Source organism: Pseudomonas tritici (assembly GCF_014268275.3).
In the GTDB taxonomy this organism is placed as follows: domain Bacteria; phylum Pseudomonadota; class Gammaproteobacteria; order Pseudomonadales; family Pseudomonadaceae; genus Aquipseudomonas; species Aquipseudomonas tritici.
This window is the reverse complement of sequence record NZ_CP077084.1, coordinates 4,208,457-4,222,404: the sequence shown is the minus strand read 5'-3', so window position 1 is coordinate 4,222,404 and position 13,948 is coordinate 4,208,457. Positions and strand designations below refer to the sequence as shown.

The window sequence follows — 13,948 nt, the reverse complement described above, 5'->3', positions numbered from 1 at the left end:
AACGTGATCAATTGACTGAAAATCATCGACTCTTGGCAATCACTTCGCCCATGTATTGATTCAAATCGCGGAAATCGTTAACCCTCCAAGTGAACGGCGGTAGCTTTACGCCGTTCTCTCGCAACGTTCTGGGGATCAAGTCTCCATTGGGGCGAAGTATGATCGAAGAGACGATCACGCCCGGATAATCATGCAGTCGCTTTTTGAAAGCGGCTGTTGTCAGGTCAGGTGTAGGCGGGTTGCTTTTATTGGCCAGTGGCCCAGTACCTTTGATATCCGCTCCGTGGCACATCGCACAGCGCTGCACATAGAGATTTCGTCCGTTGGTGTTATCTGCGAAGGCCAGGGATGTGTGTGCCAGCGATAAAATGCCGAGCGAAGCGATGAACACTATTTTCATTTCCATATGGCCTTGTTGTGTCGAATGGCGAACAACTCATTGAACAAATAGTACACCTGCCTGTTGTTATTTTTATGAGAAAAATCCTACAGATAGGCGGGATTTTTCATTCTTCTAGTCGATATTTTTCCTCCTAGGATGGCGCGCTCGCTTGATCGCAAGCGAGACGGCAAGGGCCGCTCCATCGGTCCTGCAGCCATAAGAACATGCTTAGGAGTCAACACATGAAGATGACCAGTGTGAGCAAACGCCTGCGCCGCTCGGCCTGGGCCGTGATCGTCGCCGGTGCATTGGCAGGCTGTGCTACGCCGCAGCCGCCTGCGGCAAAAATCTCCCTGGCGCGTGATTCGGTTGGGCGCGCCTTGGCGGCGCAAGCGACCCAGTTCGCCCCGCTGGAGATGAAAACCGCCCAGGACAAACTGGCACGCATGGAGCAAGCCATCGGCGAAAAAAATTACGTCCAGGTCGACGCCTTGGCCGATCAGATCGAAGCCGATGCCGGCCTGGCCGAAGCCAAGGCCACTGCGGTGCGTAAACAACAGGTCTTGAAGCAGGCGCGGGAGGGCATCCAGGTGCTCAAGCAGGAAATGCTCAACGCCCCCGCGACTACTCACTGAGGATCTTGCCATGCGTACCACTCTCGTCATTCCTGTTCTTTCGGCCCTGGGCCTGGCCTTGGCCGGCTGCGCTACGCCACCGGAAAACCCGCAACTGCTGCAAGCGCGCAGCCAGTTCTCCAGCCTGCAGCAAAAGCCTGAGTCCAACACCCTGGCGGCGGTTGAAACGCGCATCGCCTCCAACGCACTGGACCGCGCCAACCAGTTGTCACTGCACAGCCGTACTGACCCGCAGATCGATCAGCTCGCGTACCTCGCGACGCAGAAAATCGCCCTGGCTGAGCAGACCATCGTCGGTCGCAAAACCGATGCGCAACTCGACAACATCGCGGTCGACCGTACCCAGGTGCAACTCGACGTTCGCACTGCGCAGCTCAAGGCCTTGCAGGCGATGAAAGCGCAGCCTACCGAACGTGGCCAGGTCGTCACCTTTGGCGATGTGCTGTTCGATACCGGCAAGGCTGAGTTGAAGCCGGGCAGCCAACGGGATTTCCAGGGGCTGGCGAACTTCCTGTTGCAGAACCCGGAGCGCCAGGTACGCGTTGAAGGTTTTACCGACAGCACCGGTGGCGATGCTTACAACCAGAGCTTGTCCGAGCGCCGTGCCCAAGCGGTTGCCCGTGGCCTGCAACGCCTCGGCGTCGGGGCTGAACGTATTGCAGTGATGGGCTACGGCAAGCAGTTCCCGGTCGCCGATAACCTCAGCGCGCCGTCACGCCAGTTGAATCGCCGTGTGGAAGTGATTGTGTCCAACGATGCGTCGGCGGTCAGCGCTCGTCGCTAAGCGGGCGGGTTGTTCGATGTGGCAGTTGTCGCGCCCCGGCGCGGCATGCCCATGAACCGGGAGCGGCACTGCCGCTCTCGGACTTGACGCTTGCCAGTCGGTAACGTGTATCAGCCGAAGCCAACGATGGCTTTGGTTTCCAGGTATTCCTCAAAACCATAGATACCGTACTCGCGCCCATTTCCCGAGCGCTTGTAACCGCCGAAGGGCGCCATGGGGTTCCAGGCCGGGTAGTTCAGGTGCACTTGCCCGGCGCGAATGCGCGAGGCGACGGCACGCGCAAGCTCAAGGTCTTGCCCCTGAACATGGGCACCCAGCCCGTAAACCGTGTCGTTGGCGATAGCGACTGCTTCATCGACTGTGTCATACGCAATGATGCAGAGCACCGGGCCGAATATTTCCTCTTGAGCAATGCGCATGGCAGTGGCCACTTCAGAGAACACAGTCGGTCGGCTATAGAAGCCCTTTGCAAAACCCCGCACGCGCCCTGGCCCACCGCACAGCAGTTTTGCACCCTCGTCGAGGCCAGCGGCGATCATTGCTTGCACGCGATCGAATTGTGCGCGGTTGGCGATGGGGCCCAGTTGCGTCTCTTCCAATTGCGGGTCACCCACGATGAGTGCATTGGCAGTCTGCGCGGCCAGTGCCTCGACCTCCGCCAGGCGGTTTCTGGGCACAATCATTCGGGTCGGTGCGCTGCACGATTGCCCGACATTGCGAAACGCTGACATCACGCCCAGCGGCACAGCCTTGGCGAAATCTGCATCGGGCAATAGCAGGTTTGGCGACTTGCCGCCCAATTCCTGTGTGACCCGTTTCACTGTAGGCGCGGCGGCTTGTGCAACCAGTGCGCCGGCGCGGTTTGAGCCGGTGATTGAAATCATGTCGATATCGGGGTGGGCCGCGATGGCTGCACCCACGTCGGGACCGCTGCCGTTGACCAGGTTGAACACACCGGGCGGCAAGCCGGCGTCGTGCAATAGTTGTGCAAAGAGCAGGGCGCTCAGGGGGGACAGTTCGCTGGGTTTCAAGACCACGGTGCACCCGGCGGCGATGGCCGGGGCGACTTTTGCGGTGATTTGATACAGCGGCCAATTCCACGGCGTGATGAGACCGCACACCCCGATAGGTTCGCGTTCGATCGCCGTGCCGTCTTCCACCGTCCGAAAGCGGTAGCTGGCCAGCAGGTCACGTGCGACGCGAACGTGCTCGGCCGCCAGCGGCACCTGCATGGCCCGCGCAAAACTGATGGCAGCGCCCATCTCCAGAGAAAGCGCCTGCGCCAGCGCCTCTTTGCGCTCAAGGATCAACTCATGGATTTTCCCGAGGATTTGCGCGCGCGACTCGACGGAGCGCGCCGACCACTCGGGGAACGCTGCACGCGCCGCCGCGACCGCACGGTCGACATCCTCGGCCGAGCCGCGCGCTACCTCGGCTACCACCTCTTCAGTGGCCGGGTTGACCACCGGCAAACTGGCCGGGACGGCAGGGGGCGTCCAACGGCCGTTGATATAAAACTGCTGAGACGTTGGCAGATCAACGCGGTCGTTATTCGAAGAGTGTGTGGTCATCCAACGAGCTCCTTGGAGCGGTGATAAGCGCTGCGAACAGCGGGGCCGGGCGTCTGGATACGCTACCAAAACGGCCCAGGCAAAAGATGCCGTTGTTCAAGCCTGCAAGGAATAATCTGCCGTATCCGGCGGGCTGGCCTTGCATCATGCTGAGCCCTAGCCGATCGCTTGAGTCACCAGCGCAAACTGTTGGATCCCGTCGCGCGATTGCGGCGGCACGCCCAGTACCATCCGCGGCGCCCGATCAACGCACGGCAGCCCCAGGCTTTCCAACCAGTCGGCCAACCCGCACTCGCTGAGAATGTCGAAGCGCACAAACGCACCAGGAATCAACTGCAGCAGGTGGCTGATCAACTGTCGGGCCTGGTCCAGGTCCTGCGCGACCACCGGACCAATGATATGGCCGCGACCAAAGCGACGGAGCAGGGCGCAACCCTTCAGGTGCCCGTCTACATCGATGCCGACGACGTGCTCGGCCGTTGGCAGCAGATCGTTGAGGACTGCGGTACGGTCCAGTCCACTGCCGGCATTGGCCAATTCAATCACCTGAGGGTAATCGGCCAGGTTTAACGCACGACATTTTGCAAAGGGCGCCGGCGTTTGCGGCACCCCTTGGTGTTGCTGAATACGCGCGAAGTCAACGAACCCCATGCTTGCATACAGCGGCGCGCCTGACTCGGTGGCGTTGAGGATCGGCGTGCGCGGCGCCGCGGCGTCCAGGCACCGCTGCATCAACTGGCGGCCGATGCCTTTGCCTTGATGTTGATCGCTCACGATCACCAGGCCGATGGAGGAATAGGCCCCCTGGTGGCAAGCGAACGCTACGCCCACCAACTGCCCCGCATGCTCGGCGACAAAGCCTTCCGACGTGCGCTGCACCATGGCCCAGTCTTCCTCGCGGTGCGGCCATTTAAGGTGCACCGAGAGCGCGTGGGCGGCGGGCATGTCTGCCGCGGTAGCCGTGCGGTACACATAGGCGTGGGTCATATGAGTTTTCCTGTGCTGAGAAGGCTTGTGGACAGCTGCGCTGTAAGCGATGGCTGCGTGAACCGGCGGATATCGAAGGGACTGATCAAGGTGCTGGTACTGCCGGTGCTGATCAATTCGGCCATGACATCGCCGACGCCGGGGCCGAGCTGGAAGCCATGGCCGCAGAAACCAAACGCATAAAACAGCCCGTCCACCATGCCGCTTGGGCCCATCACCGGCAGCGAGTCCGGTGTGTAGCTCTCGATGCCGCTCCACACGCGGATGATGTTGAGATTCTCGGCGCCTGGCAAAAGTCGGCGCATCTGCCGCATTTGGTTAAGCAAACTTTCCGGCTTGAAAAACGCCCGTCGGTTGACCATATCCGGGGCGCAACGGTTACCACCCCCGATGATGATGTTGCCACGTGGGATCTGCCGGAAGTAGATCACCTCTTCCTTGATTTTGGTGAACACGCCAATCACGGTCGGCAAGGCGTAGGGCACTGGTTCAGTGACGGACATCTGCGGGCCGTTGGGTTCCAGCGGCACCGGCTCACCGAATTGCTCGGACAACCGGGCTGCCCAGGCGCCGGCGGTAATCAGCAATTGCTCGGCGGCGAACAACTGCCCATCGGTGGTGGTGACGTGGAACAGGCCGTTGACCTTCTGCACGTCGGCCACTTCGGTTCTTTCCTCGATTCGCGCCCCTAGGCGACGCGCCGCACGGGCAAACGCCGGGGCGGCCAGGCGTGGGTTGGCGTGACCGTCGTGGGGCGCGTAGGAACCGCCCTTGACCTCCGGGCCAAGGAAGCCGAAGCGTTGATGCAGCTCGGCGCCGCGATAGATTTTCAAGTCCAGTTGCACCGCTTCCGGCGCGGCGGCATAGGCCTCCAACTCGGCGATTTCGTCTTCGCGGTAACACACGCGCATGTGGCCACTGGGGATGAATTCGAGGTCATCGTCGATCAGTTTCGGCAGGCGCTTCCACAGCGCCCAGGAACGGTTGGCCAATTCAAGCTGCCCCAGGTAGCGCCCCTGGCGACGGACGTTGCCGAAGTTGACGCCGCTGGCGTATTGACCAATCTGATCGCGCTCCAGCAGCGTCACCGCACGGCCGCGCCGGCTCAGGAAAAACGCCGATGAGGCGCCCATGATGCCGCCGCCAATGATCAAGACATCACTTTTTTGCGCGTTCATGAAGGCTCCTCTTGTGCGCCTCGGGCCACGGCTTCGATTTCGATCAGGTAACCATGGTGCAACATCGGGACCGGTACCACGGCGCGGGCTGGCCGGTGCTCGCCCAAATAGTGTGCATAAATGCGGTCAAACGCCGGCCAATGTTCTATCCCGACCACATACACCGTCACTTTGAGCAGGTCGCGGGGGCTCAGCCTGGCTTCCCTGAGGATCGCCATCAGGTTGTCGAGGGCAATCGACGCCTGAATCTCAAACGGTTGATCGGCGCTGTGCTCGCCATTGGCGCGTACCGGCAATTGCCCGGACACGTACACCACGCCGGCGTGGACCACCGCCTGCGAATAGTGCCCGCCCGGCGCTGCCGCGTCTGCGGTATGAATCACCTCTGGATTACCAGCCATGCAAGCGACTCCATGTATGCACCGCGCCGTCGGCGTCGAGGGCGTGATAGTCCGGGAACTGCGCGCCGGTGGCGCAGGCATGGTTGGGCAGGATGCGCAGGCGACTGCCGATAGGGAAGCGCGCGGCAAGCGCGTCACTGTTGGCGGCGCCCAGGGTGATGATGCCGTGTTCTTGGTTGGCGCCCGTGACCAGCGCCCCGTCGATCCAGTCGCCCGCTTCGGTACACACTTGCCCATAGCCAAAGTCCTGGCGCTGACGCTGCGTGCCGCGGTCACGGCTCATGGCCATCCAGCCGGCGTCCGTGATGATCCAGCCTTTGTCCGGCTGATGGCCGATCACCGTGGTCAGCACGCTCAACGCCAATTCGTCCGCCCGGCATACGCCAATGTTGTGCATGACCAGGTCGAAGAACACATAGACGCCTGCGCGCACTTCGGTGACGCCGTCGAGGTTGAGCGCCGAGAGCGCGGTGGGCGTGGAACCGATGCTGACTTCCGGGCACGCCAACCCGGCTGCGCGGATGCGCTCGGCGGCGCGGACGCAGAGGGCGCGTTCCTGTTCGGCCAGCGTTTGCAGGGCTTCCAGGGTGTCCAGCTCATAACTGGAACCGGCGTGGGTCATCACACCACGCAGGCGCATACCGCCACTGCTGAGGATGGACGCGACGTCTATAAGCGCAGGGTCTTCAGCTGCCAGGCCGGAGCGATGGCCGTCGCAGTCAATTTCAATCCACACGTCAAAATGTTCAGCGTGCTGCTGTGCAAACGCGACGATGGCCTGGGCACCCTGGACGCTGTCGGTGAGCACGCTCAGGTCGCAGCCTTTGCGCCGCAGTGCCAACGCCTGGGGTAACTTGCCCGGTGCGATGGCAACGGCGTAGAACACATTGCGCAGGCCTTGGGTGAAGCAATGCTCCGCTTCTTTCAACGTGGACACCGTGACGCCGCTGGCCCCCGCAGCGAGCTGCGCCTCGATCACAGGCAGGCACTTGCTGGTTTTGATGTGGGGGCGCAACCGCACGCCGAGGCTGTCCATGCGTTGCTGCATACGCTGGATATTGCGCTGCATTCGCGGGACATCAATGAGCGCTGCTGGCGTGTCGAGAGAGGCAATCGGCGTGGGCATGACGGGACTCGGATGGCTGGGTACGGCAACACTCTACTCAGGCATCCTTAAGGTGTGGTTCAATCCAGGCTCATCAATCATTAAGTAAAAGTGAATGATCTCCATCGAAGACCTGCGCCTCGCCGTGACGCTTGCACGGTCGGAGTCGCTGAGTGCAGCGGCCAGGGCGCTGAATGTCTCGCCGCCAGCGCTCTCCATGCGCCTGCGTAAGTTGGAGACGCTGCTGGGGCTGACCCTGGCCAATCGCGATGCGCGGCGTCTCAGCCTGACGGCCGATGGCGAGCGGTTTTCGCGTGAAAGCGCGCTGCTGCTGGAACAGCTTGAGGCGCTCCCAGAGTCGTTCAGGCAAAAGGACGAGAGGCTGGTGGGCACGTTGCGGCTGGCGGCGCCGTTTGGCTTTGGCCGGCAGCGACTCGCGCCGTTGCTGGCGCGCTTCATACGCCTGCACCCGCAGCTTTGCCTGCACTTGGATTTGCGTGAGACCCCCTGGCCTGATCGGCATGACAGCGACGCAGTGATTCACATCGGCCACCTCAATGACAGCCTGTGGACGGCGCGGCAACTGTCGCCGAACGAACGCTGGCTATGCGCGAGCCCGGCCTATCTGCAAGCGCAGGGCGTGCCGTCGACACCGGACGAGCTCACGGCGCATCGCTGCATTTGCATTCGTGAAAACGATGAAGACGTCACGCTGTGGCATCTGCGCAAGGGGCAGGGACGCAAGACGCTGCGCATCGAGCCCGTCTTGTTGAGCAACGATGGCAGCGTCGCCCGGCGCTGGGCCGAGCAAGGGCTGGGGTTGGTGCTGCGTTCGCAGTGGGACGTGAGTGACGCCATCGCCAGCGGCAGCCTGGTACGGGTATTGGCCGATTGGCGTTTTGACAGCGCGCCGGTCAACCTGCTGGTGCCGTCGCGCAAGCTTCGCAGCCCGCGCGTGCAGGCGTTGGTGGCGTTTCTGGAAGAGGCATTGAAGGTGTGATCAGCTCGCGCTGATCATTGTTATTTCACCGCATACACCTTGCGTACATAAACCGTGCTGGTCCAGGCGCAGGGGGCGCCTTTGGCGACGAATACGGTGTCGCCGGTGTTGACGGTCACGTCGATACTTTTGTCGTCCTGCAGCGTGACACTGCCCTCAAGCAGGTGCATCAACTCGTGCAGTTTGTGCGGGCGGCCGTGGCGGGCGTAAGGCGTCGAGTCCCAGACGCCGATGCGCAACTCGGTGGCCGCGTCGTCGAACAGGTTGAGTGCGCGGCACTGCGGCGTGGGGCCGATCAGGATCGCAGGTTCCGGGGCGGCCGAGGGGTTGAGCAGGGTGTATGGGTCGAGGAAGGTCAGGCCGGGGCAGGCAGGGGCGTCGGACAGGTCGAGGGCGCAAAACGCCCATTCACTGTTGGCACTCGCCTGTACGGTGAGGTGGGTGCCACGGCCGATCACGGCACTGGCGCCGACACCCAGTTTCAGTGTTTGTCCTGCGCTGCTGAGTACCACTTGGCCGGCGTGCACCACCAGCGTCTCGCTATGGGGGAAGTCTTCGATCACGGCTTCACCGCTGAACTGCACCCGGCCTGCGGACACACCGTCGTCGCCCCGCCAGGCGAGTTGGCGGCTGTCGCCGAAGGGGTCAAGTACGCTCAACGCTGCGTTGTTGAAAGACGTGGCAACGCTACTGCCGTCGGCGCGAGCCAACAGCAGGATTTGGGGAGATGACATGTGGAGTGCTCCGGGAGGAAAGTCAGCCGATCGCCTGGGTGATCAGGGCAAACGGGTATACGCCTTGGCTGGCCTGGGGCGGCGTGCCCAGGGCCATCTGTGCGACGGTGTCGATGTTTTTCAGGCCGGCGCTCTCGAGCCAGTCGCTGAGGCCGCAGACTACGGGGATATCGATGCGCACAAAGGTGTCGGGGACCTGCGCCAGTAACGCCGCGATCAGGTGCTTGGCCTGGTTGAGGTTCTCGGCGACCACCGGGCCGATGCAGCGGCCACGGCCAAACGGGCGCAGCAGGGCGAAGCCGCGTAACTGGCCGTCGCGCTCGATGCCCACGGCGTGCTCGACCTGCAGGTCGCGCAGCACTTCGCGGCGGTCCAGGCCGCTGGCGGCCTTGGCCAGGGCCAGCAGCGTGGCGTGGTCATCGGCGCCCAGCGCACGGCAGCTTTCGCCGGGTGCCAAGGCCACAAGGTCGGGCACCAACGCTTGGCCTTGATGCTGCTGGACCCGACCGAACTCGACGAAGCCCTGGCTGGCATACAGCGGCGCGCCGGCGAGGGTGGCGTTGAGCAGGGGCGTGCGTGAATCGCAGGCGGCGAGGGCCTTTTCCATCAAACGACGGCCGATGCCTTGGCCTTGGTAGTCATTGCTGACGATCACCAGGCCGATGGTCGCGTAATCGCCTTGGGGGCAGGTGAAAGCGCTGCCGATCAGGCGTTCGCCGTCCATCACCACGAAGCCGTCGCTGACCCGTTGCAACATCGCCCAGTCTTCCAGGCGGTGGGGCCATTTGAGTTGCACTGACAAGGCATGGGCGGCGGGGAGGTCGGCCACTGTCATCGGGCGGTAGGTATAAGCGGGGTGTGGCAGGGTGGACATGGCGAGCCTCCAGGGAACGTGGTTTTTAGCACGGCGAGGGTGCTTGTATCCCACCTGGCCTGGAGGCTGGCAAGAGGGGCGGGCACATTCGGTAGATTCCCCGAGCTGTTCAAGGCGGGACCACAGTTGCTACTTAATTGGTGCAGGTGCGCAGCAGCAAATGCTTCCTGTAGTGAGCGGGCTTGCCCCGCGCTGGGTGGCGACGCCGCCCCAAACCAGGCGATCTGGATTTATCCTGATACTCGGTGGTGTCCTTATTGGGGCGGCTTCGCCACCCGCGCGGGGCAAGCCCGCTCACTACAGGCGGAGGGTCAATCAGCCCGCCACACTTTCTGCCGCCCACACCCCCTATTCTTGAGGCCCTGGCCCTGGAAATCCCCATAAAAGCGCACAAACAAAGGCCCTGCCCAAGCCTGGCGCGCACCGCAAACTCTGCTGAGCCCAACCCCCAAAACGGTGGTTTGTATTGAGCGCGGGTCGTTTTAGACGGCATATGCTGATTTCACAGTGGTGTAATGAACCTGTGCTGCAACGAGGCCGACGCGCCGCCAGGGCAGCGAACGCTTGTCACATTCAACTGACTCCAGGACCGCACTCAATGAGCTTTCTTCGCCCCAAATTCATTACGTTCGACTGCTACGGCACGCTCACCAACTTTCATATGGGCACCATGACCCGCGAGCTGTTCGCTGACCGCATCACCCCTGAGCAGATGGACCAGTTCGTCAAGGACTTCTCGGCCTACCGTCTTGACCAGGTCATGGGCGACTGGCGCCCGTACGATGAAATTCTCAAGACCGCCCTGGCCCGTACCTGCAAGCGCTGGGGTATCGACTACCGCGAAGAAGGCCAGCTTTATTACGACGCTGTGCCGACCTGGGGGCCCCATGCGGACGTGCCGGCCGGTCTGTCGAAGATTGCCGACAAGATCCCCTTGGTGATCTTCTCCAATGCCATGGACAGTCAAATCATGTCCAACGTCGACAAGCTCGGCGCGCCGTTCCATAAAGTGTTCACGGCTCAACAGGCCCAGGCCTACAAGCCGCGGCTGGCGGCGTTTGAATTCATGCTCGACAACCTCGGGTGCGGTCCGGAAGACATCTTGCATGTATCTTCCAGCTTCCGTTATGACCTGATGTCGGCCCATGACATGAAGATCAAGAACAAGGCCTTTGTTGCCCGTGGCCACGAAGTGCCGGCCAATGCGTTCTACGGTTACCAGCAGATCACCGATATCGGTGGGTTGCCGGCGTTGGTCGGTCTGTAAACGCGCACCTTGAGGGTAAGACATGGGCAGTGAATCCTATTGGCTCGACACCGCACCGGCGTTTACCGGTGCCCAGCTGGGCGGCTTGCCCAAGCAGGTCGACGTGGCCGTGGTCGGCGGTGGGTTTACCGGCCTGGCGGCTGCGCGGGCCTTGGCGCTCAAGGGCGCCAGCGTCGTGGTGCTGGACGCCGGGCGCGTGATCGGTGAAGCCTCGGGGCGTAACGGTGGGCAGTGCAACACTGGCGTGGCCCAGGATTACGCCGGGCTGCACGCCAGCCTCGGTGCCGCCAAGGCGCGCGCTTATTACCAGGCGTATGAGCGCGCGGTACAGAGCGTGGTGTCGCTGGTCGAGCAGGAAGGGATTGCCTGCGACATGGTGCGCAACGGCAAGCTCAAGCTGGCGGCCAAGCCCATGCATTACGAAGGCCTGGCCCGCACGTGCGAGCTGATCCGCCAGGAGGTGGATGCCGATGTCGAGCTGCTCAGCGCCGAACAGACCCACGCCGAAGTCAACTCGGCGCAGTTCCATGGCGGTTTGCTGCAACGCAACGGCGTGCAGATGCATGTCGGGCGCTTTGGCGTCGGGTTGGCCGAAGCGGCGGCGCGGCGTGGTGCGATGATTTACGAGCACACGGCCGTCAAGGATTGGAAGGCCCAGGCCGGCGGTTATCAGGTCAATACCGCCAAGGGGTCGCTGCACGCCGGGCAAGTCTTGCTGGCCACCGGCGCCTGTCAGCATGGCGACCTTGGCTGGTACCGCCGGCGCATCGTGCCGGTGGGTAGCTTCGTGATTGCTACCGAAGTCTTGCCCCAGGCGTTGATCGACCAATTGTTGCCGCAGCGCCGTGCGTACGTCACCAGCCGCATGATCGGCAACTACTTTCGCCTGACCCCGGACAACCGCCTGCTGTTTGGTGGGCGTGCGCGGTTTGCCATGTCCGACAGCGTCTCCGACGCCAAGAGCGGCAAGGTGCTGCAAGCGGCGATGCTGAACATATTCCCGCAGTTGGCGGGGGTAAAAATCGACTACTGCTGGGGTGGGCTCGTGGACATGACGTCCGACCGCCTGCCCCGCGCCGGCCAGCATGGCGGCGTGTTCCATTCCATGGGCTACAGCGGCCATGGCGTGCAGATGTCGGTGCACATGGGCCAGGTCATGGCCGACGTCATGGCTGGCAACACGGCGGCCAATCCGTGGCGTGAACTCGAATGGCCGGCGATTCCCGGGCATTTCGGCAAACCCTGGTTCCTGCCGTTCGTGGGCGCCTATTACCGTTTCCAGGACTATTTGCACTGAGTTGCCGTTGTTGCGTCACCGTCGTTTGCGTTTCCAGGACGCTCCGGACATCCGTGAGCACTCGATTCTTCCGATTATCGACAGGTAGCCTTGCTATGACTGACAAAAAAAACACACCCGAGCTCATTTCCGGCCAGGAAAGCCTGCGGGTGTTTGAAAGTCTCAACCGCGGCATGTCACGCCGCAACGCTTTGCAAATGCTCGGCGTTGCCGGTGTGGCCGCCGCCGGTGCGGGCAGCCTGTTCGGCAGCGCCGGTCAGTTGTTCGCCGATGAAGCCGCCGTTGAGGGCAAAGGCAAGCCCGGTGGCAAGATCCGTGTCGCCGGCATGTCCAGCTCCACCGCCGATACCCTTGACCCGGCCAAGGGCGCACTGTCCACCGACTACGCACGCCACTACATGTTCTACAACGGCCTGACCCGTTTCGATAAGCACCTGGTGCCGCAACTGGAACTGGCTGAGCGCATCGACAATACCGACGCGACCGTGTGGACGATCACCCTGCGCAAAGACGTGACCTTCCACAACGGCAAGGCCCTGACGGCCGCCGACGTGGTGTTCTCGCTGAACCGCCACAAAGACCCGCTCACCGGCTCCAAAGTCATGCCGCTGATGGAGCAGTTCGCCGAGATCAAGGCCAGCGGCCCGAACGAAGTGCAGATTCGCCTCAGCGCGCCAAACGCCGAGCTGCCGTCGATCCTGGCGGTGTCGCACCTGCTGATCGTGCCCGAAGGCACCACCGATTTCGGTAAAGGCATCGGCACCGGACCGTTCACCGTGGGCGAGTTCAAGCCGGGTGTGCGCTCGATTGCCGTGCGCAACAAGAACTACTGGAAACCGGGCCTGCCGTACCTCGACGAGATCGAATTCATCGCCATCGCCGACGAACCGTCGCGGGTCAACGCGCTGTTGTCGGGCGACGTGCACATGATCAACGAGGTCAACCCACGCTCCACCACGCGTATCGCCGCGAGTGCCAAACACCGGGTCGTGGATGCGCCGTCGGGCAACTACACTGACTTGATCATTCGCCAGGACCAGTTGCCCGGCAAAAGTCCGGAATTCACTCAGGCCATGAAGCTGCTGCTCGACCGTGAGCAGGTCAAGTCCGCGGTGTTCCGTGGGTTTGCCGTGGTCGGCAACGATCATCCGATTGCGCCGGGTTCGCGTTACTTCAACACCGACTTGCCGCAGACGGTCTACGACCCGGAAAAAGCCAAGTTCCTGTTGAAGAAAGCCGGCATGGAAAGCATCACCATGCCCGTCATGGCATCGCCTGCCGCCACCGGTTCGGTGGACATTGCTGTGCTGTTGCAGCAATCGGCCAAACAGGCCGGGCTCAAGCTCGACGTGAACCGCTTGCCGAGCGATGGCTACTGGTCCAACCACTGGATGAAACACCCGCTGAGCTTCGGCAACATCAACCCACGGCCGAATGCCGACGTGATGTTCTCGCAGTTCTTCCAGTCCAAGGCGCCGTGGAACGAGTCCGGCTGGCAGAACGACCAGTTTGACCAACTGCTGATGCTCGCCCGTGGCGAAACCGACGACGCCAAGCGCGCCAAAATGTATGGCGACATGCAGGCGCTGGTGCACGACCACTGCGGTATCGGCGTGCCGGTGTTCATCAGCAACATCGACGGCGTGGACCAGCGCGTCAAAGGCTACGGCACCAACCCGTTGGGCGGTTTCATGGGCTACATGTTTGCCGAGCAGGTGTGGTTGGACGCGTGA

General features: G+C 62.3%; 14 protein-coding genes. 6 read left to right on the top strand and 8 right to left on the bottom strand.

The genetic code is table 11. From position 1 onward, the window contains the following. Window positions 1–22 precede the first annotated feature (22 nt). The gene (locus tag HU722_RS19035) at window positions 23–400 is read right to left on the bottom strand and encodes a c-type cytochrome (protein ID WP_139113221.1); all 378 of its coding nucleotides are present in this window, start codon (window positions 398–400) and stop codon (window positions 23–25) included. 224 nt (window positions 401–624) lie between these two features. On the opposite strand from HU722_RS19035, the gene HU722_RS19030 reads away from it, so the two are divergent. Beyond that, complete coding sequence (locus HU722_RS19030; RefSeq protein WP_049712476.1) at window positions 625–1,017, top strand: DUF4398 domain-containing protein; 393 nt, start codon at window positions 625–627, stop codon at window positions 1,015–1,017. A gap of 10 nt (window positions 1,018–1,027) precedes the next feature. Further along, entirely contained in the window at window positions 1,028–1,801 is a 774-nt protein-coding gene (locus HU722_RS19025) for an OmpA family protein (protein ID WP_065890684.1), read from the top strand. 110 nt (window positions 1,802–1,911) lie between these two features. On the opposite strand, the gene HU722_RS19020 is transcribed toward HU722_RS19025, so the two are convergent. The 5 genes from HU722_RS19020 to HU722_RS19000 all read right to left on the bottom strand — a co-directional run bounded on the left by HU722_RS19020 (window position 1,912) and on the right by HU722_RS19000 (window position 7,064). Beyond that, on the bottom strand, window positions 1,912–3,372 hold the full coding sequence (locus HU722_RS19020; RefSeq protein WP_065890685.1) for an aldehyde dehydrogenase family protein: 1,461 nt from the start codon (window positions 3,370–3,372) through the stop codon (window positions 1,912–1,914). A gap of 156 nt (window positions 3,373–3,528) precedes the next feature. Then, window positions 3,529–4,359: a GNAT family N-acetyltransferase gene (locus HU722_RS19015; protein WP_065890686.1), complete on the bottom strand. Its 831-nt coding sequence runs from the start codon at window positions 4,357–4,359 to the stop codon at window positions 3,529–3,531. Then, window positions 4,356–5,537, bottom strand: a complete 1,182-nt coding sequence (locus tag HU722_RS19010) for an NAD(P)/FAD-dependent oxidoreductase (protein ID WP_065890687.1) — start codon at window positions 5,535–5,537, stop codon at window positions 4,356–4,358. The genes HU722_RS19015 and HU722_RS19010 overlap by 4 nt, the downstream gene beginning before the upstream one ends. After that, window positions 5,534–5,938 carry a RidA family protein gene (locus HU722_RS19005; protein WP_065890688.1) on the bottom strand — a complete coding sequence of 135 codons (405 nt, stop codon included), beginning with the start codon at window positions 5,936–5,938 and terminating at the stop codon, window positions 5,534–5,536. Before HU722_RS19005 ends, HU722_RS19010 begins: the two co-directional genes overlap by 4 nt. Then, on the bottom strand, window positions 5,928–7,064 hold the full coding sequence (locus HU722_RS19000; protein ID WP_065874025.1) for a DSD1 family PLP-dependent enzyme: 1,137 nt from the start codon (window positions 7,062–7,064) through the stop codon (window positions 5,928–5,930). The genes HU722_RS19005 and HU722_RS19000 overlap by 11 nt, the downstream gene beginning before the upstream one ends. 94 nt (window positions 7,065–7,158) lie before the next feature. Here HU722_RS19000 and HU722_RS18995 point away from each other — a divergent pair, with 94 nt between their 5' ends. Further along, a complete protein-coding gene (locus tag HU722_RS18995) occupies window positions 7,159–8,043 on the top strand; it encodes a LysR family transcriptional regulator (RefSeq protein WP_065874024.1) in 885 nt (294 codons plus the stop codon). A 20-nt stretch (window positions 8,044–8,063) separates the two neighbouring features. On the opposite strand, the gene HU722_RS18990 is transcribed toward HU722_RS18995, so the two are convergent. Both HU722_RS18990 and HU722_RS18985 read right to left on the bottom strand, forming a co-directional pair. Continuing rightward, window positions 8,064–8,777: a cupin domain-containing protein gene (locus HU722_RS18990; protein WP_065880907.1), complete on the bottom strand. Its 714-nt coding sequence runs from the start codon at window positions 8,775–8,777 to the stop codon at window positions 8,064–8,066. Window positions 8,778–8,799: 22 nt separating this feature from the next. After that, entirely contained in the window at window positions 8,800–9,651 is an 852-nt protein-coding gene (locus HU722_RS18985) for a GNAT family N-acetyltransferase (RefSeq protein WP_065890689.1), read from the bottom strand. 598 nt (window positions 9,652–10,249) lie between these two features. Here HU722_RS18985 and HU722_RS18980 point away from each other — a divergent pair. The 3 genes from HU722_RS18980 (at window position 10,250) to HU722_RS18970 (ending at window position 13,948) form a co-directional block, all read left to right on the top strand. After that, window positions 10,250–10,918, top strand: a complete 669-nt coding sequence (locus HU722_RS18980) for a haloacid dehalogenase type II (protein WP_065875916.1) — start codon at window positions 10,250–10,252, stop codon at window positions 10,916–10,918. A 22-nt stretch (window positions 10,919–10,940) separates the two neighbouring features. Continuing rightward, window positions 10,941–12,215 carry an NAD(P)/FAD-dependent oxidoreductase gene (locus HU722_RS18975; protein WP_065880922.1) on the top strand — a complete coding sequence of 425 codons (1,275 nt, stop codon included), beginning with the start codon at window positions 10,941–10,943 and terminating at the stop codon, window positions 12,213–12,215. A 95-nt stretch (window positions 12,216–12,310) separates the two neighbouring features. Then, window positions 12,311–13,948 carry an ABC transporter substrate-binding protein gene (locus HU722_RS18970; RefSeq protein WP_065875920.1) on the top strand — a complete coding sequence of 546 codons (1,638 nt, stop codon included), beginning with the start codon at window positions 12,311–12,313 and terminating at the stop codon, window positions 13,946–13,948.

Coding starts and splice junctions, on each gene's coding strand:
- HU722_RS19035 (WP_139113221.1), bottom strand. CDS start 400: ATGAAAATAGTGTTCATCGCTTCGCTCGGCATTTTATCGCTGGCACAC.
- HU722_RS19030 (WP_049712476.1), top strand. CDS start 625: ATGAAGATGACCAGTGTGAGCAAACGCCTGCGCCGCTCGGCCTGGGCC.
- HU722_RS19025 (WP_065890684.1), top strand. CDS start 1,028: ATGCGTACCACTCTCGTCATTCCTGTTCTTTCGGCCCTGGGCCTGGCC.
- HU722_RS19020 (WP_065890685.1), bottom strand. CDS start 3,372: ATGACCACACACTCTTCGAATAACGACCGCGTTGATCTGCCAACGTCT.
- HU722_RS19015 (WP_065890686.1), bottom strand. CDS start 4,359: ATGACCCACGCCTATGTGTACCGCACGGCTACCGCGGCAGACATGCCC.
- HU722_RS19010 (WP_065890687.1), bottom strand. CDS start 5,537: ATGAACGCGCAAAAAAGTGATGTCTTGATCATTGGCGGCGGCATCATG.
- HU722_RS19005 (WP_065890688.1), bottom strand. CDS start 5,938: ATGGCTGGTAATCCAGAGGTGATTCATACCGCAGACGCGGCAGCGCCG.
- HU722_RS19000 (WP_065874025.1), bottom strand. CDS start 7,064: ATGCCCACGCCGATTGCCTCTCTCGACACGCCAGCAGCGCTCATTGAT.
- HU722_RS18995 (WP_065874024.1), top strand. CDS start 7,159: ATGATCTCCATCGAAGACCTGCGCCTCGCCGTGACGCTTGCACGGTCG.
- HU722_RS18990 (WP_065880907.1), bottom strand. CDS start 8,777: ATGTCATCTCCCCAAATCCTGCTGTTGGCTCGCGCCGACGGCAGTAGC.
- HU722_RS18985 (WP_065890689.1), bottom strand. CDS start 9,651: ATGTCCACCCTGCCACACCCCGCTTATACCTACCGCCCGATGACAGTG.
- HU722_RS18980 (WP_065875916.1), top strand. CDS start 10,250: ATGAGCTTTCTTCGCCCCAAATTCATTACGTTCGACTGCTACGGCACG.
- HU722_RS18975 (WP_065880922.1), top strand. CDS start 10,941: ATGGGCAGTGAATCCTATTGGCTCGACACCGCACCGGCGTTTACCGGT.
- HU722_RS18970 (WP_065875920.1), top strand. CDS start 12,311: ATGACTGACAAAAAAAACACACCCGAGCTCATTTCCGGCCAGGAAAGC.